The sequence below is a fragment of the Cryptosporangium minutisporangium genome, from assembly GCF_039536245.1.
Taxonomy (GTDB): Bacteria; Actinomycetota; Actinomycetes; order Mycobacteriales; family Cryptosporangiaceae; genus Cryptosporangium; species Cryptosporangium minutisporangium.
The window spans coordinates 427,094-449,164 of record NZ_BAAAYN010000023.1 but is presented as its reverse complement, the minus strand read 5'-3'; the positions used below and the strand labels follow the sequence as shown (position 1 = coordinate 449,164).

The 22,071-nt window shown below is 68.9% G+C and carries 22 protein-coding genes; 15 read left to right on the top strand and 7 right to left on the bottom strand.

Features of this window, described 5'->3' with window-relative positions; translation table 11 throughout:
* Nucleotides 1-339: 339 nt before the first annotated feature.
* From ABEB28_RS18735 to ABEB28_RS18670, 14 genes are all read left to right on the top strand, one after another.
* Nucleotides 340-1,113, top strand: coding sequence for an AfsR/SARP family transcriptional regulator (locus ABEB28_RS18735; protein ID WP_345729413.1), 774 nt, complete (start codon nt 340-342; stop codon nt 1,111-1,113).
* Between the two features lie 165 nt (nt 1,114-1,278).
* Nucleotides 1,279-1,407, top strand: coding sequence for a hypothetical protein (locus tag ABEB28_RS18730; protein ID WP_345729412.1), 129 nt, complete (start codon nt 1,279-1,281; stop codon nt 1,405-1,407).
* Between the two features lie 207 nt (nt 1,408-1,614).
* Nucleotides 1,615-1,737, top strand: coding sequence for a hypothetical protein (locus ABEB28_RS43165; protein ID WP_425558966.1), 123 nt, complete (start codon nt 1,615-1,617; stop codon nt 1,735-1,737).
* Nucleotides 1,725-2,039, top strand: coding sequence for an SMI1/KNR4 family protein (locus ABEB28_RS18720; RefSeq protein WP_345729411.1), 315 nt, complete (start codon nt 1,725-1,727; stop codon nt 2,037-2,039). Before ABEB28_RS43165 ends, ABEB28_RS18720 begins: the two co-directional genes overlap by 13 nt.
* A gap of 84 nt (nt 2,040-2,123) precedes the next feature.
* Nucleotides 2,124-2,342, top strand: a complete 219-nt coding sequence (locus ABEB28_RS18715) for a hypothetical protein (protein WP_345729410.1) — start codon at nt 2,124-2,126, stop codon at nt 2,340-2,342.
* A gap of 90 nt (nt 2,343-2,432) precedes the next feature.
* On the top strand, nt 2,433-2,828 hold the full coding sequence (locus ABEB28_RS18710; protein WP_345729409.1) for a RidA family protein: 396 nt from the start codon (nt 2,433-2,435) through the stop codon (nt 2,826-2,828).
* A gap of 211 nt (nt 2,829-3,039) precedes the next feature.
* On the top strand, nt 3,040-4,050 hold the full coding sequence (locus ABEB28_RS18705) for a LacI family DNA-binding transcriptional regulator (protein WP_345729408.1): 1,011 nt from the start codon (nt 3,040-3,042) through the stop codon (nt 4,048-4,050).
* 189 nt (nt 4,051-4,239) lie between these two features.
* Nucleotides 4,240-5,613, top strand: a complete 1,374-nt coding sequence (locus tag ABEB28_RS18700) for an extracellular solute-binding protein (protein WP_376980217.1) — start codon at nt 4,240-4,242, stop codon at nt 5,611-5,613.
* Between the two features lie 79 nt (nt 5,614-5,692).
* Nucleotides 5,693-6,604: a carbohydrate ABC transporter permease gene (locus ABEB28_RS18695; RefSeq protein ID WP_345729407.1), complete on the top strand. Its 912-nt coding sequence runs from the start codon at nt 5,693-5,695 to the stop codon at nt 6,602-6,604.
* On the top strand, nt 6,601-7,530 hold the full coding sequence (locus ABEB28_RS18690; protein ID WP_376980219.1) for a carbohydrate ABC transporter permease: 930 nt from the start codon (nt 6,601-6,603) through the stop codon (nt 7,528-7,530). Before ABEB28_RS18695 ends, ABEB28_RS18690 begins: the two co-directional genes overlap by 4 nt.
* 49 nt (nt 7,531-7,579) lie before the next feature.
* Nucleotides 7,580-9,712, top strand: coding sequence for a beta-galactosidase (locus tag ABEB28_RS18685; protein ID WP_345729406.1), 2,133 nt, complete (start codon nt 7,580-7,582; stop codon nt 9,710-9,712).
* Nucleotides 9,709-11,547, top strand: a complete 1,839-nt coding sequence (locus ABEB28_RS18680) for an RICIN domain-containing protein (protein ID WP_345729405.1) — start codon at nt 9,709-9,711, stop codon at nt 11,545-11,547. Before ABEB28_RS18685 ends, ABEB28_RS18680 begins: the two co-directional genes overlap by 4 nt.
* 197 nt (nt 11,548-11,744) lie before the next feature.
* Nucleotides 11,745-12,299 carry a hypothetical protein gene (locus ABEB28_RS18675; protein WP_345729404.1) on the top strand — a complete coding sequence of 185 codons (555 nt, stop codon included), beginning with the start codon at nt 11,745-11,747 and terminating at the stop codon, nt 12,297-12,299.
* A 210-nt stretch (nt 12,300-12,509) separates the two neighbouring features.
* Nucleotides 12,510-13,724 carry an FAD-dependent oxidoreductase gene (locus tag ABEB28_RS18670; protein ID WP_345729403.1) on the top strand — a complete coding sequence of 405 codons (1,215 nt, stop codon included), beginning with the start codon at nt 12,510-12,512 and terminating at the stop codon, nt 13,722-13,724.
* Between the two features lie 44 nt (nt 13,725-13,768).
* On the opposite strand, the gene ABEB28_RS18665 is transcribed toward ABEB28_RS18670, so the two are convergent.
* The 7 genes from ABEB28_RS18665 to ABEB28_RS18635 are packed head-to-tail and all read right to left on the bottom strand — an operon-like array spanning nt 13,769 to nt 20,919.
* Entirely contained in the window at nt 13,769-14,662 is an 894-nt protein-coding gene (locus ABEB28_RS18665) for a PDR/VanB family oxidoreductase (protein WP_345729402.1), read from the bottom strand.
* Nucleotides 14,659-15,624: a fumarylacetoacetate hydrolase family protein gene (locus ABEB28_RS18660; RefSeq protein ID WP_345729401.1), complete on the bottom strand. Its 966-nt coding sequence runs from the start codon at nt 15,622-15,624 to the stop codon at nt 14,659-14,661. The genes ABEB28_RS18665 and ABEB28_RS18660 overlap by 4 nt, the downstream gene beginning before the upstream one ends.
* Nucleotides 15,621-16,904, bottom strand: a complete 1,284-nt coding sequence (gene eno, locus ABEB28_RS18655) for a phosphopyruvate hydratase (protein WP_345729400.1) — start codon at nt 16,902-16,904, stop codon at nt 15,621-15,623. Before eno ends, ABEB28_RS18660 begins: the two co-directional genes overlap by 4 nt.
* Nucleotides 16,901-17,842, bottom strand: a complete 942-nt coding sequence (locus tag ABEB28_RS18650; protein ID WP_345729399.1) for a phosphotransferase family protein — start codon at nt 17,840-17,842, stop codon at nt 16,901-16,903. Before ABEB28_RS18650 ends, eno begins: the two co-directional genes overlap by 4 nt.
* Complete coding sequence (locus ABEB28_RS18645; protein ID WP_345729398.1) at nt 17,839-18,813, bottom strand: C-terminal binding protein; 975 nt, start codon at nt 18,811-18,813, stop codon at nt 17,839-17,841. The genes ABEB28_RS18650 and ABEB28_RS18645 overlap by 4 nt, the downstream gene beginning before the upstream one ends.
* Before the next feature lie 12 nt (nt 18,814-18,825).
* Nucleotides 18,826-19,956, bottom strand: coding sequence for an FAD-dependent monooxygenase (locus ABEB28_RS18640; protein WP_345729397.1), 1,131 nt, complete (start codon nt 19,954-19,956; stop codon nt 18,826-18,828).
* Nucleotides 19,957-19,989: 33 nt separating this feature from the next.
* Nucleotides 19,990-20,919, bottom strand: a complete 930-nt coding sequence (locus tag ABEB28_RS18635; RefSeq protein WP_345729396.1) for a VOC family protein — start codon at nt 20,917-20,919, stop codon at nt 19,990-19,992.
* Between the two features lie 163 nt (nt 20,920-21,082).
* On the opposite strand from ABEB28_RS18635, the gene ABEB28_RS18630 reads away from it, so the two are divergent.
* A complete protein-coding gene (locus tag ABEB28_RS18630; RefSeq protein ID WP_345729395.1) occupies nt 21,083-22,012 on the top strand; it encodes a LysR family transcriptional regulator in 930 nt (309 codons plus the stop codon).
* The last annotated feature ends 59 nt before the right edge of the window (nt 22,013-22,071 follow it).

Here is a 22,071-nt window from a genome sequence, read left to right as displayed (position 1 = left end):
CTCCGGAATTGCATTCCGAATGCCGACACGGATTGCCGATGCTCGGAATGAACTCCGGCTGATCGGCGAGTTGTGCACTGACCGCTCTCGCGGCTACCGATCGGCGTGTCGTCGTCTGCCGCAATCTTGGCGGCACTCGCTGAACGGCCGCTTAACGTCGTTTACGCACCTCTGCGGGATGCACCGTGAAAGATGCATAGAGATGCTGTGATCCAGCTCACAGAGGACGCCTCACCTGGGATCGGCCGCTCATTCGACGCGTCGGGTGTTGACGTCTTGTCTCGCTGTGGTAACAAATTCTTATCGAGCAACACATTCGCAGGTACACGGGGGTGTGTCATGCAAGTGTCGCTTCTCGGGCCATTCGATGTGCGGGCAGGTGCGCGGCCGGTGCGGTTCTCCAGGCCACGTCAGCGCGCCGTATTCGCAGCTCTGGCCTTATCCGCGAACAGGCCGGTCAACGCCGAGGCGATCGTCGACATGCTCTGGGGTTGGTCGCCGCCGGCCGCAGCGCGGAATCAGATTCAGGTGCACATTTCGCACATCCGGAAACGGTTACGCGAGGTGGGTGCGGACGATCGACTCGAAACTAGGACAGACGGGTACGTGCTTCGACCGGTCCGCTCCGACGTCGAGGTATTCACGTCGCTGGCCGACGAAGCAGCCGGCGATTTCCGCGCGCATCGCTATCATTCCGCAGCTGACGGTTGCCGACGCGCGCTACAAGCGTGGAGCGGTCCGGCGCTCAGCGGTCTGGACGCGGAATTCGTGTCCGGACAAGCGCGCATCCTGGAAGAACAACGAAGCGTGGTGTTCCGCCGTCTGGTCGATTTGGAGCTGAATTTCGGGCATTTCGAAGCCCTCATTCCGGAGCTGACCGAGGCGGTCCAAAAAGACCCCCTCGACGATGGACTGCGTCTCCGGCTGATGACCGCGCTCCAGCGGTCCGGACGCAGCGCGGACGCTCTCGACGTCTACCAGGACGGGCGCCGGCAGCTGAATCGGGAGCTCGGTCTCGACCCGACGAGAATGCTGCAGAATGCGGAGACGGCGGTATTGCACAGCCGGCCGATCGAGCACGAGGCGTGGGATTTCGGCGACTCGACCGACTGACCGGGACGGCGAGCCGCGCCGGTGGCGCGTCCGTCGACTGTGTCGCGAGGCGAACACTCGGGGCGTCACGGTGGCGAGTGAGCCGGTCGCGGATTCGCGGGAGTCTTCTGGTGCAGGCGGAACGGGCACCGGCCCTCCGCCACAGACTTCGAGGAGATGGCGACGATGAGCGACTACAACCACTGCGGTTACGAGCAGTCCTGGGACTACAACGACTGCCACAAGCCGCGCCGGCACCGTCGTCGTCGCCACCAGAAGCGCTACGACGACTGCTGGAGCTACAACTCGTACTGAACAACCCGATAGCCGCACCCAGCGGGGCCGGAGAGCAATCGCTCCCGGCCCCGCCGCTGTTGTGCGGGAACGCTTCTCAACCTGCCACTGATGTCTTCGGACGGGGCCGGGATTCGCGGGGTTGATGCTGCTCAACCGACGGCTGAACTGCAAATGTCCGCAGCTTCGGGGTAACCGCAACGACACCATCGCCTACCGCGACTCGGGATGATGGACCAGCTCGACGGCCGCCCGGTCGTGGCCGACGGTGGCTACCAGGCCAACCCGGACGTGATCCTGCCCTCGAGCTCCGTATTCTTGCCGCGGCTGACGAACGGGTGGTGCGATTGATCGCCGAGGCGTGGGCGCGCATCGAGGACTGGCTGGCGTCGCACGCTCCGGTGAGCGCGGCAGTGCTGGCACCGCCGGCTGCCCCGGAGGTGATCACTGCCGCCGAGGCCGCGCTGGGGCTGGAGTTTCCCCGGCAACTCGTCGAATCGCTGCGTCGGCACGACGGGCTGACCGAGTGGGCGAACGTCCTGCCGGAGTCGCGCCCGCTGGCCGTTGCCGAGATCCTCGAGCATCACCGGATCCGGATGGAGATCGCGCCGTCCGTCGACGGGTTCTCCACGGGCCCGGACACGGAGGCGTGATGGCACGGGCGGTGGCTCCCGTTCGGTGACGTCGAAGGCGATCTGCAGGTCCTTGACCTGCGGCCCGGCCCGGGGGAGGGCCGGTTGGGCTGGGCCCCGCACGACAATCCGGCAGATTTCACCGATGCCTGGCCGTCGCTGGCCACCTACCTGACCGCGGTCGCGGACGCACTGGACACCGGCGAACCGGTCGGCGCCTTCTCCGCGTTCCTCACCGTGGGCGGATCGCTCTGGTGGGACCTATCCGGCGCGACCGAACTCAATGGCGAGCCGCTGCGGTCGGCGCCGGTTGGATGCGTCTGACCGGCTGGGTCAGCCGACGAGAAGCTGCGGGCGGCTTCGTCCAGCGCAATCCGGATGACTCGCCACCCATCGAAGCGCGACAGTGCACGCATGCCCAACCAGATGATCAACCCGCCAGGCCTCGCCACCACCGCGCCCTACGCCTACGCCGCCCTCGCCACTGCAGGGCAGATGGTGTTCACCGCCGGAGCCTGCCCCCTCGACCCAACCGGCCGCACCACACCCGTCGGCGACCTGGACGGTCAATGTCATCAGGCCATCACCAACCTGACGATCGCTCTGCAGGCGGCCGGCGCGGACCTCTCCGACGTCGTCAAAACCACCATCTACGTCGCGTCCGATCAGCGAGAAGACCTCTCTGCCGCATGGACGGCCATCAGCGCCTACTTCACGCCCCACCCACCCAGCACACTGCTCGGCGTCACCGTCCTCGGCTACCCCGACCAACTCGTCGAGGTCGAAGCGATCGCGGTGATACCAGCCTGAACGGCGTGCCGGTACGACCGGCGCTCTGGCGTACGGCGTGACGGCGCGGCAGCGGATGTTTCACGCACGGTGCAGCAGAGTCTTGACTTGCGGACGATGACTACGTAGACATAGTGCCCATGACTACGTAGACATCGATTGCGCTGGAGAACGGTTGACAGACATTGGGTTGCGACGCGAGGGACAGGATCGTCGGCCGGGCGGTACCGACGTGGCTCGGCTGGCCGGCGTCTCCCAGAAAACCGTGTCCCGGGTTTTCAACAACGAGACGAACGTTTCGGCAGAGACCAGGGATCGCGTCCTCACCGCCGCTCGACGACTCGGCTATCGGCCGAACGGCGCCGCACGTGCTCTGCTCACCGGTCGTACCCACCGGATCGGGGTCGTGTCGCTCGGCACGGCCCACTTCGGACCGTCGTCCCTGCTCGTGGCGCTCGAACGGGCCGCACGCCGGATCGACTACTCGCTCACGATCGCCAACTCCTTCGAGGAGGACGTCACCGGTCTGGTCCAAGCCGCTGACAACCTGCTGGCTCAGGGCGTCGATGCCATCATCCTGTCGGAGCCGGTCGACGACGGCGAAGAAGCACTACGCGTCGACGTTCCGGTCCTCACCCTCGGTGCCGCGCCCGCCGTGCACGCGCCGACGGTGCTGTCGGTGCAGGCGGCCGAGGGGGGCGATGCCGCGGCTGAGGTGACCGAGTACCTGCTCCGGCTGGGCCACCGGACGGTTCACCACATCGCCGGGCCGCAACGATGGTGGGCGGCCCGCGAACGTCTGCAGAACTGGCGGAAGACGCTGATCGCGGCCGGCGCCGACGTGCCGGCAGCCGTCGAGGGCGATTGGACGGCGGGTCGTGGCTACGAGATCGGGACGGCGCTCGCACGCGATCCGGACGTGACGGCCATCTTCGCTGCCAACGACGAGATGGCGGTCGGGGCAATCCACGCCCTGCACGAAGCGGGTCGTTCGGTGCCGGGCGAGGTCAGCGTGGTGGGGTTCGACGACATTCCGGTCGCGGCCCACGTCTGGCCACCGCTGACCACGGTCAGCTCGGACAATGCCGAACTTGCGACGGTCGGCCTGACCTACCTGGTCGACTTCCTGAACAACCCGGACAGTCCACCCGCACCGCCGCCGAGGCACGTGCATCGCCTGGTGATTCGGGCCTCGACGTCCCGGCCCTCGTCGCGACCCGAGGGAGGCGATACCGGCACCTGACCGTGGCGTCACCGAACCGAGAGAAACGTCGGCCACATCCTTGCGACCCGACGGCTGCGAACCGACGGGCCGGACGGATGCGGCCGACGCAGAAGCCATCCCGCTCCCGGGAGCCAGCCTGCCAGCCCTCCCGGGAGATGTTCCGACGTGCGCAAAAGCGTCGTCGAAGACACGGAGGAGTGATCTCCCATGCCGACTTCCGCTCCGCATTTTACCCGTCGAAGGTTACTGAAACTCACCGCAGTTACCGCGGCGGCCGCCACTCTCGCCGCCTGCTCGGGCTCGGCGTCGAACCCGGCGTCAGGCCCGACAGAGGCGGTCAGTCAGGACGACATCGACAAGGCCATGATGACGCCGACCACACTGACCTTCTGGACCTGGGTACCGAATATCGACCAAGAGGTCGCACTCTTCCAGAAGAAGTACCCGGCCATAAAGGTCGACGTGGTGAACGCCGGCCAGGGTCTGGATGCCTACACCAAGCTTCGCACGGCGCTGAAGGCCGGCACGGGCGCTCCGGATGTCGCCCAGATCGAGTACCAGTACGTTCCGACGTTCTCCATCACCAAGAGCCTGGTGGACCTGCGCCCCTACGGTGCGGCGGCTAACCGGTCGAAGTTCGTCGACTGGACCTGGCAGCAGGTGACCGGGCCGAACGGAGAGGTCTTCGCGTATCCCCAGGACACCGGCCCCATGGGCATGCTCTACCGGGCCGACCTGTTCGAGAAGTACGGCATCGAGGTGCCCCGGACCTGGGACGAGTTCGCCGCCGCTGCCCGGAAGTTGCATGCTGCCGATCCGAAGGTGTACCTGACCAACCTGGCCGCCAACGAGACCGCGGGCTGGCACGGCTTGATGTGGCAGGCGGGCTCCGAGGCCTACTCGGTCAAGGGCACCGAGGTGGGATTGGCCGTCAACGACGCGGCCTCCAAGAAGGTGGCGAGCTACTGGGGCGGACTGGTCCGCGAAGGCGTGGTCTCCACCGACCCCGACTTCACGGACAACTGGTTCCAGGGCTTCAACAGCGGTAAGTACGCCACCTGGCTGACCGCTGCGTGGGGGCCGGTCTTTCTCAGCGGCAGTGCGAAGTCGACCACCGGCAAGTGGCGCGCGGCCCCGTTGCCGCAGTGGGACACGGCCGAGCCGGTCTCGGGCAACTGGGGCGGATCCACGACCGCAGTCATCACCGGCAGCAAGAATCCCATCGTCGCGGCCAAGTTCGCCGAGTTCCTGAACACCGACCTCAACGCCACGAAGATGTTCAGCGAGGTCCAGAACTTCTTCCCCGCGTCCACGACGCTGCTGGCGGACCCGTCGTTCGCCGGTCGGAAATCCGAGTTCTTCGGCGGCCAGCAGGTCAACAAACTCTTCGCCCAGATCAGCGCCACCGTCGACGTCGGCTGGCAGTGGCCGCCGTTCCTGGACCAATCAGTGAAGGACTGGACCGAGACCGCCGGAAAGTCGCTGGCCGACAAGAGCGACGTGGCCGCGGCCACCGACGAGTGGCAGGCGCGGCTGAAGGCGTACGCCAAGGATCAAGGTTTCACCGTCAGCGCCGGTTGACCCGCCGTAAAGCTTCCCGCCGGTCTCGGCGGGAAGCGCCGCGCCGAATGTTGCTGCTGTCGCGAAACGAGACCTCGCCATGATCACCAGAACTGCGGCGTCGTCCCGCCTCGGCGGGCGCCGCTCGCACCCGGGCAACCACGCCTATATTTTCGTCGCCCCATTCCTCGCCTGCTTCGTCGTGCTGTTCCTGCTGCCGTTGGGGTACGCGGGCTACCTCAGCCTGTTCAAGGACCAACTCGTCGGCGGCACAGTCTTCGTCGGACTGGACAACTATCTCCGCGCCGTTCAGGACCCGCAGCTACTCGACGGCCTCCGCCGAGTTCTGCTGTTCTTCCTCATTCAAGTGCCCCTCATGCTGCTGGTCGCGCTCGGCTTGGCTCTCGCTCTCGACAGCGGCTTACTCCGCCTGCCGAAACTGATCCGATTGAGCGCCTTCATCCCGTACGCGGTTCCGAGTGTCGTCGCCACCTTGATGTGGGGCTACCTGTACGGACCCGACTTCGGCCCACTGACCCAGCTGGGCGACCGGCTCGGGTTCACCGCCCCCGACCTGCTCGGCGACGCCTGGATGCTGGCCTCGCTCGGCAACATCGTCACCTGGGAATTCGCTGGCTACAACATGATCATCCTGTACGCCGCTCTTCGGACCGTGCCCTCCGAACGTTATGAAGCCGCGGCGGTCGACGGAGCCGGACCGTGGCGAATCGCCTGGCACATCAAGATCCCCGCGCTGCGACCGGCACTGTTGCTCTGCCTCATCTTCTCGGTGATCGGCAGCTTCCAGCTGTTCGCCGAACCCAACCTCATCCAACGGCTCGCGCCCACCGTCATCAACTCGTCGTACACCCCCAACGTGTACGCCCACAGTCTCGCCTTCGTCTCCCAGCAGGTGAACTACGCGGCCGCGGTTTCGTTCCTGCTCGGCTTCGTCATCCTGGCCGTCTCGTACGCCGTGCTGTTCGTGTCGAGCAGGAACCGACGCCGATGACTGCGACCATGACCGGACGTCCCCCATCCCGGCGCGCCCGTGCCGACGGCCCGGTGGCCACGCGTCGGCGACCACACGACCGACGCAGAAGCAACGTTCTGACGCTGGGGATGATGGCGCTCCTCGCCTATTTCCTGTCCCCGCTGTTCTGGTTGGCCGTCGCGTCCACCAAAACGACCGAAGACCTCTTCTCCACCTTCGGCCTGTGGTTCGGTGACGACTTCGCGCTCTTCAGCAACGTTCGCGCGACCTTCGCGCACAACGGGGGCGAGTACGCCCGCTGGATGGCCAATACCTTCCTGTACGCGGGGGTGAGCTCCGTCGGCGCGGCTTCGCTGGCGACGTTCGCCGGCTACGGTTTCGCCCGGTACACCTTCCGCGGCCGCGGACCGATGCTCGGGTTGATCCTGGGCACGATCATGGTGCCGACCACGGCGCTGGCGATCCCTACCTATCTGCTGTTCAGCAAGGTGGGCCTGGTGAACACGCCGTGGGCCATCATTCTGCCGTCGCTGGTCAGCCCATTCGGGGTGTTCCTGATGTGGGTCTACGCCCGCGACGCGGTTTCGGACAGTGTCCTGGAAGCGGCCCGGATCGACGGTGCCGGTGAGTTGGCCATTTTCTTCCGGGTGACCTTGCGGAGCCTCGTCCCGGGCTTCGTCACGGTCCTGCTGTTCACGCTGGTCGCCACCTGGAACAACTACTTCCTACCGTTGATCATGCTCAACGACCCGGCCTACTACCCGATCACCGTCGGGCTCAGCTCCTGGTCGGCACAGGCGGTCGGCGGCAACGGCTCGAACGCCGAACTACTGGCTTTCGTCGTGACTGGGTCACTGCTCTCGGTCATCCCGCTGATCGCCGCATTCGTTCTTCTCCAGCGGTACTGGCAGTCCGGCCTGTCGGCCGGTGCCGTGAAGGAGTAATTCGCACCGCCCTTATTGCGTTCTGACTCTCGCTTGGAGCCGATGATCCATGCCTTCGTTGCCCAACCATGTCCTCTTCGGAGCGGCGTACTACCACGAGTACCAGCTCACCGATCGCCTGGACACCGACCTCGATCAAATGGCCGACGCCGGTTTCACCGTCATCCGAGTCGGTGAATCGGTGTGGTCCACCTGGGAACCCGAGGAGGGCCTGTTCGACCTCGACTGGTTGCAACCGGTCCTGGACGGTGCCCACGACCGAGGTATCGCCGTCATCCTCGGCACCCCGACCTACGCCGTCCCGCCCTGGCTGGCCCGGTTGTATCCGGAGGTCGCCGGCGAACGAGCCTCCGGGCACCGCATTCCGTGGGGCGCGCGGCAGGAAGTGGACTTCACCCATCCCGCTTTCCGTTTCCATGCCGAACGGATCATCCGTTGCGTCGTCGGCCGCTACGCGCGGCACCCGGCCGTCCTCGGCTTCCAGGTCGACAACGAGCCCGGCCTGGAGTTACTGCATAACCACGGCGTGTTCCAGCGCTTCGTCGACCACCTCCGCCAGGAGTACGGCACGGTGGAGAACCTGAACCGCCAGTGGGGCCTGGTCTACTGGTCGCACCGGCTCTCGACCTGGGCCGACCTGTGGGCGCCCGACGGCAACGCCCAACCCCAGTACGAGCTCGCCTGGCGCGCGTTCCAGGCCCGGCAGACCGAGGAGTTCATCGCCTGGCAGGCCGCCATCGTGCGCGAGTACGCCACCGCAGAGCAGTTCGTCACCACCTGCATCGCCTACGACCGGCCGGCCTTCGACGACGACCGCCTGACCGATGCACTGGACATCTCCGCGGCCAATGCCTACTACGTCATGCAGGACGGCCTGAGCGTGCCGGATGAGCGCACGCCCACCCAGACCTGGACTACCGACGGCACCTGGGCCCTGTACCTGAGCGCTGACCGGATGTACTCGTCGAAGCAGGCACCGTTCCTCGTCACCGAAACGAACGCTTCGCACATCGGCTTCTCCTGGGACAGCCGGCCCGCCTACGACGGGCAATGGCGCCAAGCAGCCTGGGCGCTCATCGCCCGCGGCGCCCGCATGATCGGCTACTGGCACTGGCACACCCTGCACTTCGGCACCGAGACCTACTGGGGCGGGATCCTTCCGCACAGCGGCCGGCCAGGCCGTACCTACCGCGAACTCGCCGAGCTCGGCAACGAACTCAAGCAGGCCGGCGAACTCGTCGCCGGACTCACCCCGGACGCCGACGTCGCCCTGCTCTTCTCCATGCCCACTCGCTGGATCATGCAGAAGTACCCCGCCCTGTCCCACCCCGACGGCACCCCCGACGAACGCGCCTACCAAGGACTCATCGAGCCGTTCTACCGCGGCGCCTTCGACGCCGGCCTCCAGGTGCGAATCGTGCACGCCGCCCGGCTCGCGAACGGGGCCGACCGGCGCCTCGAAGTCGACGACGCCGTCCGACAGTTCCCTGTGCTCGTCGCAGCCGGTCTCTACCTCACCGACGACGAAACCCTCGACTGGCTGCGAAAGTACGCGCTCGCCGGCGGTCACCTCATCGTCGGACCGCGCACCGGCTACGCCGACCAGGAAGCGCGTGCCCGCACCGACAGGATGCCGGCCCGGCTCGCCGACGCTGCCGGGGTCTGGTACGACGAGTTCAGCACCATCCACGCCCCCATCGAGGTGGACACGGCGGACCCGACCAGGCTGTCGGTACCCCCCGGAGCAACCGCGACCCGCTGGGTGGACGGGCTGCTACTCGACGGAGCCGAGGTTCTGGCGCACTACCGGCATCCGCACTTCGGCCGCTGGCCGGCGATCACCACACGAATCGCGGGCAAGGGCCGGATCACTCACGTCGGCACCGTGCCCGACCACACGCTCGCCGAGGCGCTCTTCCGGTGGGCCCAGCCCTCATCCGCCACCGCCTGGAGTGATCTGCCGAAGTCCGTGACGTGCACCGGGGCCACCTCGGCCGACGGCAGTCGGCTGCGCTTCCTGCACAACTGGTCCTGGCACCCCGCCGCCGTCACCGTACCGACCGACTGCCGGGAGGTGCTCACCGGCAAGCCGGTGCCGGCCAACGACGCGATCGACCTGACCGCCTGGGACGTCCGCGTCCTCGTCGAAGACGCGCCACGGCGGAAGGAAGGAACACCATGAACCGTCGATCAGCCAGCCAATACCTCCGCAGCCCCGACCTCCGGACCCGGAAATCGCTGCTGCGGACCACGGTAGGCCTGTTCGTCCTGCTGCTCTCTCTGGTTGGGTCGGCCCTGCCTGCGCAGGCCGCCAGCCCGACGCCCCGGACGCTCTACCAACTGCCCGGCAACGCCCAGTGCACCAAAGGTCTCGGCAACTGTTCGGTGTATCCGAAGGCCGCGGCGCTGCCGAGCGGACGCCTGGTCGCCGCCTTCGAGAGAGCCACCGTCGGACCGACCGGCGCGGCCGCCGGTCAGGTCATCCCGGTGTACCGCAGTGACGACGACGGCACGACCTGGCAGTGGTTGTCGGACGTCCGCGCGCCGGCGGCCCTGTCGAACGATCCCGCGTACGCGCGGTACACGAGCAGCTGGACCAACCCGTACTTCTATGTACTACCGCAGAATGTCGGGGACCTGAGCGCCGGCACGTTGCTGCTCTCCACGGTGGTGTCGGGCGAAGACGTCTATTACACCGAGCAGAAGGCGGCGAATCCGGCCTGGGTGCCGACGAACGACGGCGACCGGCGTGACCTGGCGATCGCCCTCTACTCCAGCACGAACCAGGGTGCTTCCTGGACCTTCCTCAACATCATCGCCACGGGTGGCTGGCAGGGCGGCAGCGCCGGCGCCATCGGTCAGCGCGTCGCACGTGCCAACGCCCACCGGCAGGTCGACCCGGTGTGGGAGCCGTACCTCATGGTGTACGACGACCAACTCGTCGCGTACTACTCCGACGAGAATGACTACACCGGCTACAACCCGTCCACCGGAGTGCTCACACGGCGCGGGGACAACGACACGGCCGGGGACTCCCACGGCCAGGTCATCGCGCACCGCACCTGGAACGGCGACACCGGCAGTGGATGGAGCGCGCCCGTGCTCGACGTCGCCGGCTTCACCCAGAACGTCGGTGGGGTCGGACAGATCGGCGGCGGGCGCCCCGGCATGCCGAACGTGGCGCAGACCAGTGACGGCCGGTGGATGCTGACGTACGAGTACTTCGGTGGCGGCGACAACGTGCGCTACGAGATCTCGTCGAATCCCTTGAACTTCTTCTCCGCCGGCGGGGACGCCGGAACGAACATCACCGCCCTACCTGTCACGGCGGGATCTCCCGCGTTGACCACGGGCGGGAGCCCGGTGATCGTCCGACTTCCCGACGGCCGGCTGATGTACAACGCGGCGGGAAGCGGCGACGTCTGGGTCAATCCCACCGGTAGCAGCACCGGCAGATGGACCCGGCAGCACACCACCATCGAGGCCGGATACAGCCGAAACCTCACCTACGTGCCACGCACCGGCCGGGTGCTCGTCCTTTCCGGTGCGAGCACGATTCGGTACGCCGACATCGACTTCGGGCGGTCCGCTGGCGCCTACTACAAGCTGGTCAACCGGCGCAGCGGCAAGGTGCTCGACGCGTTCGACGCCAGCTTGGCCGACGGTGCGAACCTCGTGCAGTGGGTGGACAACGGCGGGCTCAACCAGCACTGGCACGTCACCGACATCGGCGGCGGCTACCGCTCCCTGCTCAACCGCAACAGCGGCCGCGCCGTGTCCGTTTGGGAGACGAGCACCACCGACGCTGCCCGAGCTGTGCAGTGGGTCGAGAACCGCGGCCTCGACCAGGCCTATGCGCTCGAACCGGTGGGTGGCTACTACGAGATCCGAGCCCGCCACAGCGGCAAGCTCTTGACCGTTTCGGGAGGATCGGCCGACAACGGCGCGCAAGTCATCCAATGGCCGGACCAGAACTTGACCGAACAGCAGTGGTCGCTGGTGCCGGTACCCAGCTGAGCACTGCACAACCGGAACGAGAGCTGCGGCGGCGGACCAAATCGGGACACACGGCAGAGGCGAGCCGATGCGGCGAAAGCCACCCGAGTTCGCGGTCTCCCTCGGAGAGGGGAGGCGGCTCCCTCCACGCGGGGAAGGCACGGCCGCGCCCGCCCACCAGGCTCGTAGGCAGCGCTTCCACCGCTCGAGGAGAACCGATGTCCCGCTCGCCGTCGCACTGGCCCGCTCTGGCCGCCGCAGCCCTCCTGGCCTTTACTCTCCCTGCCGTCGCGGACACACCCGCCGCCGCCTCATCGACGATCCGCTCGAGCATGAGCAGTTTGACCGGCACCGCCCGCCTGTCGTATCCGATCGCCGCCGACAACGTCCGGTTCTCGTTCGACGTGCACGCCGATGCCACCGGGTCCGGTCCGCAGAAGGCCCACGGAACCCTGCACATCCGCCATTACGTCTCTGGAGAGCGCACCAGCTATTTCTGGACGGCCAGGGCCGAATGTCTGCTGACCAGCGGACGGGTCGCCGTGGTCACCGGAACCATCACCGACACCTCGCCGAAGCTCGAGCCGTGGAGAGGGCAGCGGCTCTCGTTCACGGTCGTCGACGGACAACCCGACCAAACCGGCACCTCGGGCCCGCGGCCGGTGTCGGAAGCACCGGCGTGCCAAGTCGGCAGCAAGACGCCGGCGACGGCCCCCGCCCCCCTCATGCAGGTCACCTCAGGCGGCTACCGCGTGCACGACGGCCAAGCCTGAGGCGTTCCCCGATGGTGGGGACCTCATCGCGTGGCTCGAGCCCCTTCCACAGGAGGAGTACGAGAAGGCGAACCAGCCGGCGTATAGCCCGCATGAATCGGAGGGATAGCGAGGACGCATTTCCGCTCGGCGGCGTGAATTCCTAGCGTCTTCCCCAGGTCATCCGAATCACATCGGGGTGACAGCCGCTCGGCATCGAGGAGAACAATGATGTCTGCTCCGTCGACCCCTCCCAGACGTGGACGCGTCGCCGTGCTCGGCGGCGGACCGGCCGGCATGGCCACGGCGCTCTCCGTCCACCAGGCCGGTCACGAGGTGGTGATTTTCGAGCGCTACCGAGAGGCCCGTCCGGCCGGCAACGTGTTGAATCTGTGGCCGCCGCCGCTGAAGGCGCTCGGGTTGATCGGGGTGGACACCACGGACCTGGGTGCGCCGTGCGTGTCGCAGTTCCGTAACGACAAGGGGCGGGTTCGGGCCACGATCAAGAGCGACCCGGAGATCGAGAAGCGGTACGGCCGTGGCGGGGGCTTCATCGGGCTGCTCCGGCCGGAGCTGTACGAGCGGATGCTCGCCGCGCTACCGCCGGGTGTGCTGCGCACGAATCAGACCGTGGAGCGGATCGAGCAGGACGACCGGGCCGTCATGCTGCACTTCGCCGACGGCACCAGCTACGAGGCGGACGTGCTGGTGGGGGCGGACGGGATCGACTCGCTGGTGCGGCGCACGCTGTGGGGCGATTCGCCCAAGCGGGAACACCGGCTGCACGCGATCGCGGGGTACACGTTCGCCGAGGACATCGGCGGCGACACGGGTTTCTGTGTGATCGGGCACGGCCGCGAGGTGCAGGGCAGCTGGACCTCGATCCGGTACAAGGGCCGGGACGGCTATCAGTGGTGGGTCCTGGAGGCGTGTGATCCGGACGCGCCGCCGCCGCCTGATCTGCTGGCCCGGGCCAAGCAGCTGGGGCGGACGTTTCCGCATCCGTTGCCGCAGCTGATCGAGCGGACCGAAGCGCAGCAGGTGCAGCGGTGGGTGTTGCGGGACCGCGGTTTCCTGCCGCAGTGGTCGAAGGGCCGAATAACGCTCGCGGGCGACGCGGCGCATGCGACGTCGCCGTACGCCGCGTACGGGGCCGGGATGGCGATCGAGGACGGTTACTTCATCGGCCGGCGGTTGCGTGGCGTCGACCTGACCGACGCCGACGCGGTCCAGCGTGCGCTGCAGGCCTACGAGGAGCCGCGGAAGCCGCACACGGCGTTCCAGGTGAAGATGGCCTATCGCAATGGGCAGATGTTCCACCACGCCCCGCGGTTGCTGCGGCCGGTCCGGGACTTCCTCTTCGACCGCACCCCGTTCCTGCAGAAAGTCGTCGGGGACACCAACCCGGCCGAGATCAACAAGCAGCTAGCCCTGATCACCGACTGACGTTCCGCGAAGCGGCGGGCCCCGGACTTCGGGACCCGCCGTTTTCACACGTCCAGGACGAGCCGGGCGCTGTCGGCCGCGGACACGCAGGTGACGACCGAACGCCCGGAGGCTCGTTCGGTGTCGGTCAGGATCGAGTCCCGGTGCCGGACGGTGCCGTCCAGCAGCGGGACGATGCACGCGCCGCAGATGCCGACTCCGCACGAGACGGGCACCGGGACGCCCGCGTCGAGAAGCGCGTCGAGCAGAGACGTGCCGGCCGGTACGGGGATCGTGTCACCGCGCCGGGCGAGGACCAGCTCGCAGGCCGGCGTCCCACCAGGCACCGGCTCGGGGCGGTCGAACTGTTGGCGGTGCAGATCGAGCCGATTCCCTGCCAGCTCGGCCACCGCGTCGACGAAACGGGCGCTGCCGCAGGCGTACACCGCGGTGCCGTCCGCAGCAGCGCGCACGGCGTCGGCGACCAGGCCGAACTCGCCGACGGTCGTGCCGAGCGTCTCGTCCGCGAGGAGCGAAGCGTCTCGGTCGAGGTGCAGAAGCTGCCACGGGTAGATGCGCGCCGCTGCGACCCACCGCACCATCGGCAAGAGCGGAGCGATGCCGGCCCCGCCAGCGAGGAACAGATATCGCGCGGCGGCGACCAGGGGAAAGCGGTCGCGCGGTCCCCGCGCGTGGACGACGTCCCCGACTTGCAGCCGGTCGTGCACGTAGGCCGAGGCGTCGCCGGCGCGCCGCACCAGCAGCCGCCAGGACGTGGTGTCGTGCGGGTCCCCGCACAGCGAGTACGGACGGACGAGCCCGCTGGGCAGCACCAGGTCGATGTGTGCGCCCGGCGCCCACCTGGGCAGGGCGCCTCCGTCGGCCGCCGTCAGGCGTATCTCGACCGTCACCGCGTCCGCTGGCCGCCGGGAGTCGACGACCAGCGGACGGCCCGTCACTGGTCCCGCACGCACGTGTTGCGCTGGGCGCCCAAGCCGGCGATCGCGGTGACCATGACGTCGCCTGGCTGCAGCCAGCGGTTGTAGTGGCCGCCGTTGCCTGCGGGGCTGCCGGTGAGGATCAGGTCGCCGGGGTAGAGGGTGGTGGCCGCCGATGCCTCGGCGATGAGCGCGGGGACGTCGAACAGCATGTTGCGCGGCAGATCCCGCTGGAGGCGTTCGCCGTTGAGGTCGAACGTGATCTCCAGAGCGCGGTGGTCGCCGACCTGGTCGGCGGGGACCAGGAACGGTCCGGTCGGCAGGAACGTCGGTCGGTTCTTCGCCCGCACCCAGTCGCCGCCGAGCGCCTTGTGCTCGGCCGGGAACTGCAGATCACGGGCGCTGACGTCGTTGCAGACCGTGTAGCCGGCGACGTAGTCGAGCGCCCGCTCGCGGGAGACCCGGCGGGCCACGGTGCCGATCACCACGGCCAGCTCGGCCTCCCAGTCGACCTGCGCAGCCTCAGAAGGCAGCAGGACGTCGTCGTCGGGGCCGCAGATCGCGGCCGGCATGCCGCTGAAGAAGAACGGGCTGCCGGTGCGGGCCCGCTCGTCCATCATCTCCTCGGCGAAGCGACGCAGCTCGTCGTCGGACCGGGGGTCGTCGGCGGCGCGGCTCGACACGATGATCTGGGCGACGTGGGACCGGTAGTTCGCGCCGGCCTGGAGAATCTGCCGCGGCTCGACCGGTGCCAGAATCCGGAGGTCGGCCAGCGGGACGCCGTCGGCCCCGGACGCGGCAAGGTCCGCCAGCCGAGGATGGGTCCACGCCCAGTCGTCCAGCAGCGCGCGAATCGTGGCCGGGCCCTTCGTCAGTCCGTCGTCCTGCAGCCGGATCGCACGGTCACCGACCACCAGCGCGGCGAACTCGCTCACGCCGTCGTCGAACCGGCCGAGCGCCCAGCCGTTCACGGACCTGGTCATCGGATACCTCCCAGAGCAGTGCGGCCCGCGTACTCGGCGCGGGAACCCAGCTCGGCCTCCAGACGGAGCAGCCGGTTCCACTTCGCGGTGCGCTCGGAACGGGTGGTGGAGCCGACCTTGATCTGGCCGGTGCGCCACCCGACGGCGAGGTCGGCGAGCCAGTCGTCCTCGGTCTCGCCGGAGCGGGCGGAGAGGACGGTGGTGTAGCCGGCGGCCTGGGCCCGACGGACGACCGCGCGGGCCGTGTCGAGGGTGCCGATCTGGTTCGGCTTGACCAGGACGGCGTTGGCGACGTGCTCGCGGATGCCTCGGTCGAGCCGGTCGGGGTTGGTGACGAACAAGTCGTCTCCGAGGAGCTGCCGCCCGGACAGGCGCTCGGTGGCGGTGCGCCAACCGGCCCAGTCGTCCTCGGCGAGCGCATCCTCCAGTGAGACGATCGGGTAGGACGCGCACCAGTCGGCCAGCTCGTCGACCAGGCCGTCGGCGGTCAGTTCGCGGTTCTCGGCGGCGAGCACGTAGCGGCCGTCCGCGCGGGCGAACTGCGTCGCGGCGACGTCGATCGCGATCCCGACGTCGTCGCCGGGCCGGAGACCGGCCCGTTCGATGCCCGCGACGAGGACGTCGAGCGCGGCGCGGTTGGTGTGCAGGAAGGGGCCGAGGCCGCCCTCGTCGGCCACCAGTGCGACCGGGAAATTACGGTGCTCCAGCTCCTCCGCCGCGCCGGCGCGGACCCGGGCCGCCCACTCGATCGCTTCGGCGAACGTGCGGGCGCCGAGTGGCACGGCGAGGAAGTCCTGGACGTCGATCGAGCGGCCGGAGTGCGCGCCGCCGGAGATGATGTTGACCATCGGAAGTGGCAGCAGAGGAGCGGCGCCCTCGTCGGCGACGGCCCGATGGAGCGGGAGACCGCGGGCGGCGGCACCGGCCACCGCCGCCCCGACCGAGACCGCGAGAACCGCGTTCGCGCCGAGCCGGCCCAGGTCGGCGGTGCCGTCCAGGGTGCGGAGGCTCACGTCTAGGTCGGCGACGTCCAGGCCTCGGACGGCGTCGGCGATCTCGCCGGTCACGTTCGCCACGGCTTTCCGCACGCCGTTGCCGCCGTAGCGGGCTTCGCCGTCGCGCAGCTCCCGCGCCTCGTGGCGTCCGGTGGAGGCGCCGGACGGGACGGTGGCGCGGCCGATCGCGCCGCCGTCGAGACGTACCTCGCAGCCGACGGTGGGTTTGCCGCGGGAGTCCAGCGCCTCCCAGGCGAACAGGCCGGTGATCGTGGTGTCGCTCATGCGAGTAGCTCCCAGGCGTCGAGCACGTGCGGAGGTGGGTCGGTCAGCAGCCGGCGGGCCAGGGCGCGGGTGCAGTGGCGCTCCGCGTCGGTGAGGTAGTCGGCCGGGCTCTTGCCGTCGACGCGGGCGAGCAGCAGGCAGCCCGTCTGCCGGACCAGTTGAACGGCATCGTGCTGGGTGCCCCAGGCCTCCAGAAACGCCCGCCCCGCAGCCGCATAGGGCGGACCCGGCCGGTGCACGGTCTTGAGCAGCAGGTGTCCGATCGTCCACGCGGGGTCGAACGTGGGATCTCCGACGTGGGCGACCTCCCAGTCGATGACCCAGAGGCCGTCTCCCTCCGGGTCGACCAGGACGTTCTTCGGCGTGTAGTCGCCGTGCACGAGGCAGGACGCCGAAGCCTCCATCACCGCGATCGTGTGGTTCACGACGTCGGCCAGATCCGGGTGGCGCTGAGCCACCGTCCGGTGGAACGGGTCGACGCGAAGCTGGCCGAACGCGGTCCGGTCGCCGAACTCGCGGGCCACGTGGGCGTCGCCTGCCGTGCCGCGTTGCCAATCCCCGAGGGCACGCCCCAGCTGGGCGGCCACCTCGACGTCGACGGCACCGCCCAGCAGGTCCTCTTTCCAGGTCCGCCAGCTCTCCGGCGCGCGTTCGATCACGAGGTAGCCGTCGGCCAGGTCGTAGACCTGCGGCACCGCCCCGGGCAGCAGCCGACCGGCGAGACGCAGCGCACGGCCCTCGGTGTCCAGGCGCGCGGGGTCCGCCAGCCACTCCTCGGCGACCCGCAGCCGACCGAGGGCCTGCTTGACCACCGCGTCGAGACCCGGCGCGGTCACCGCGACGACGTCGTTGGAGACGCCTCCGGTCAATGACTGCACACGGACGTCGGACGAGGACGTCAGCCCGCGCCGCACCAGGTGATCAACGAGTGCGGTCATCGCGGCAGCCGCAGCGCCGGGCTGTCCAGCACGGCCGTGTTGACGACGGTCGCCGGAACCCGCCCTTCGAGCACGTCGACGACGTTCGTCGCGGCTTTGCGGGCGAGCTCGGCCAGCGAGCCGTCCGAGGAGAACGCGGTATGCGGGGTGAGGACGACGTCGTCGCGCGTGCGGAACGGATGATCGGCAGGTAGCGGCTCCGGGTCCGTGACGTCCAGCGCAGCACCGGCGATCTCCCCGCGTTCCAACGCGTCGAGAAGAGCCGCGTTGTCCACCAGGGGCCCGCGGGCGGTGTTCACCACCCACGCCGTGGGCTTCATCGTCGCGAGCTCGGCGGCGCCGATCAGGTGCCGGGTGCTCTCGGTGAGCGGCACGTGCAGCGATACGACGTCGGCCTCGGCGAGCAACTCCTCCAGCGACGCCGCCAGGCGCACGCCGGGGACCGGTCGCCGGTCGAAGGCGACGACCTCCAGACCCAGGGCCTGGGCACGTACGGCCAGCGCGCTGCCGATCGTCCCGACGCCGACCAGGCCCAGCACCTTGCCGCGGAGCCGGGTGCCGGCTCCGGGCACGTCCCGCCCCCACCGCCCGGCGGCGACGTCACGGGTGAGCGGAAGCAGGCGCCGTGCCAGCGCGAGGATGCCCAGCAGCGCCGAGTCGGCCACCTCGTCGACGCAGTAGACCGGCACGTTGCTGACGACCATGCCGAGCCGGGTGGCGTGGTCGACGTCGATGTTGTCGACTCCGACGCCGTACCGCGCCACCGTCCGGCAGCGGGTCGCGGCGTCCAGCACCTCGGCGGGCACCTTGGCGAAACAGGTCAGGATCGCGTCCGCGTCCCGAGCGAGCTCGACCAACTCGGCCGTGTCACCGGACGCGGCGAGGACCAGCTCGGCGCCGGCGTCGGCGAGGACCGACCGTTCGACCTCGACGGTCGGCCAGGCGACGTCGGTCACCAGCACTCGGGTCATGGGTGATCTCCTTCAGGCCGGTTGGCTGACGACGGCGGCGACCCGGCGGGTCACCGTGGGGACGTCGCCCTGGACGTGGTCGAGGTTCCACTGCGCGATCTGCACCGAGGCGTCGACGACGGTCTTCACCCGGTCGTGGCGGCGCGCCATGAACGCCTCCCAGAGCGTCTCGTCGACCCGGTCGGACGTCGTGAGCAGCTCGGCGAGGACGGCCGCGTCCTCCAGGCCCATCGCCGCGCCCTGCGCGATGGTGGGCGGACAGACGTGGGTGGCGTCGCCGATGAGCACGACGCGGCCGCGGTGCCACGGCGCGTCCAGCAGGTGGGTCTCGAACCACGTGTAGTGCAGCTTCGCGGGGTCGGTGAACGCGTCCCGGACCTCGTCCCACGGGCCGTGGTAGCCCCGGGTCAGCTCCCGGAACGTCGCCAACCGTTCGTCCGGGCTCTGCCCGCTGCGGTCCTGCGCGTCCTCCAGGAGCGACCAGTACGCGGTGTCCTCCGAGGTCGGGCACACACTGACCATGTGCGAGGGCCCTCCGAAGATGACGTTGAACGCCGTGATCTCCGCCGGCCGCGGACCGAACATGCGCCAGGCGCCCAACCCCACGGACCGGGTCTCCAGCTGGATGCCCAGCGCGCGCCGCAGGGCTGAGCGCACCCCGTCGGCGCCCACGACCAGGTCGTAGCGTCCGGACGTGCCGTCGGAGAAGCGGACGTTCACCCCGTGGTCGTCCTGCTGGAAGGTGTCGACGGTGGTCGAGAACCGAACCTTGGCGCCGGCCCGATCGGCGCGGGCCATCAGGATCCGCGCGAGGTCCGGCCGGTACATACCCATGGTCGACGGCAGGTCGGGACCGCCGAACGGGAGGTCGTCGACCTCGGCGACCACCGTGGCGGCCGGGTCCGGAGCGCGGATGACCAGCTTCGAGAACGGGTAGCCGAGCGCGAGGCAGTCGTCGAGCACACCGAGCTGCCGGAGCACGCGCAGGGCGTTGCCCTGCAGCGTGATGCCGGACCCCAGGGCGGTCACCGCGGGCATGACCTCGACGAGGTCGACGGCCACACCGGCGTCCGCGAGCAGGATGGCGGCGGCCGCTCCGGCCGCTCCGCCGCCCACGACCAGGACGTGGTTCACCGCGGGCATGACAGGACTCCTTTGTCCGGTTGAAGGCGGTGATCAGGCCTGATACGGGTGGACGGCCTCGTTCGGCTGGAAGCGGAACTTGTGGCCCCACATCTCCTGCCGCTTGCCGTTGCGGAAGTTGAGGTTGTTGGGCGAGCGCTTGTCCATCTCGTCGATCGCCAGGCCGCCCCAGCCGTACTCGATCATGAAGCCGCCGGGGGTATGGATGTAGTAGGAGATGACCTGGTCGCCGATGTGCCGGCCGAACGCCATCTGCAGGTCGGGGTTGGCGTCGCCACCGAGCACGTCGAAGTAGGAGTAGCCGACGTCGTCGAGGTCGACCGACTCGAGGTAGACGTGGTGCAGGCCGACCGAGTTCGGGACCTCGAGGAACGCGACGCTGTGGTGGCGCGGGTTGACCCGGAGGAACCACATCTCACCGAGCGGCTCGTTCATCGTCAGCACCTCGCTGGGGATGAAGCCCATCGCGTCGATGTAGAAGTCGACGGCCTTTCGCGCGTCCGGGACGGCGAAGACGACGTGCCCGAGGCCCTGCTCCTTGGTGACGAAGCCGGCGTGCGGGCGCGGCGGGTGCCAGTAGTGGTAGTTGGCCTCCTGGTAGCAGAACAGCTCCAGGGGCAGGCCGAACGGGTCCTCGAACTGCACGAGCCGCTGGACGCCGCGCGCGGCGGTGGTGGCCTCGTCGGCGTAGCGGGGCTTGGCGCCGTTGTCCTCCAGGCGCTTGATCGCCGCATCGAGGTCCCGGTGGTTGAGCACCTCCCAGCCGGCGTAGGCGGTGCGGTACTCCTCACCGGGGTGGAACGACAGCCGGTAGTCGGCGTCGTCGATCTTCAGGCGGACGGCGCCGTCCTCCCCGTCGGGGCCGAGCATGCAGCCCAGCACCTCGGGTCCCCAGGTACGGAACTCCTCGTAGCGGGGGGTTTGGACGCCGACGTAGCCGAGTTTCGCGATGAGGCTGCCCATGATGTCTCCGATGACGGCGGGATTCCTTGCTGTCGACGACGCTAGGAATCAGCGGGGCGGGGCGGAAATGCATGGTTGCTATCGCTCCGATTCGTCAGCGGCATGGCCGGACTGCGCGTCGAGGTCGGTAACGTCAGCGCCGACCGGGATCGTGAGGAGAGCGATGAAGCTCGGACAGGTCGACCTGAACTTGTTGGTGGTGCTCGACGCGCTACTGCGGGAGAAGAACGTCACGCGTGCCGCCGAGAGCCTGCACATGTCCCAGCCCGCCACGAGCACGGCGCTGGCCCGGCTGCGCAAGGTCCTCGGCGACGAGCTGCTCACCAAGCACGGCCGCTACCTGGAGCTGACGCCGCGGGCGGAGTCGCTCATCGAGCCCGTGCGCGAGGTCTTGGCGACGATCGAACAGACGATCGTCCGGCCGCCGGTCTTCGATCCGGCGAGTGACAGCCGGAGGTTCACGGTTATCGCGAGCGACTACGTCGGGGCGATGCTTCTCCGGCCGCTGCTGGGCCGGCTGTCGGGCCTGGCGGCCGGCCTCCGGTTGGACGCGGCGCCGGTCGGTGCGCGCTACCTGACCGCGCTGCAGCGGGACGAGCTGGACATCGCGATCCTGCCCGACCGGATCGTCGGTGACGACGTCCTCCCGGCCTGCTCCCGGCTGCCGGTGCTCAGCGATCGCTTCGTCGGCGCGGTATGGACCGGCCACCCCAGCGCGGGAGATCGGCTGGACGCGGAGCTCCTGGCCGCCTCGCCGTACCTCATGTACACCGTCGAGGGCGCGCGCGCGATCTTCGAGGACGAACTGGACGCCGCCGGGTGCGTGCGGCATGTCGTCGCGACCGCCAGCACCTTCATGACGATGCCGTTCATGCTGGCCGGAACGGAGCTCGTCGCGATGGTGCCCGAGCGGTTGGCCCGGCGCGTCGCCGCCGCCGCGGACATCCGCATTCTCGAGCCGGAGATCCCGCTCCAGCCGCTGCAGCAGTCGGCGTACTGGCACACCCGGCGCGACCGGGACCCCGGCCACGTGTGGCTGCGCGGGGAACTCTTGGCGGTTGCCACTGCCGAGAACGCGGGTCTGCCTGATTGACGCATCATTGATGCGCTGAATGCCAGGGCATACGGAATCGCAAGTTCCCCTGTCGCCGC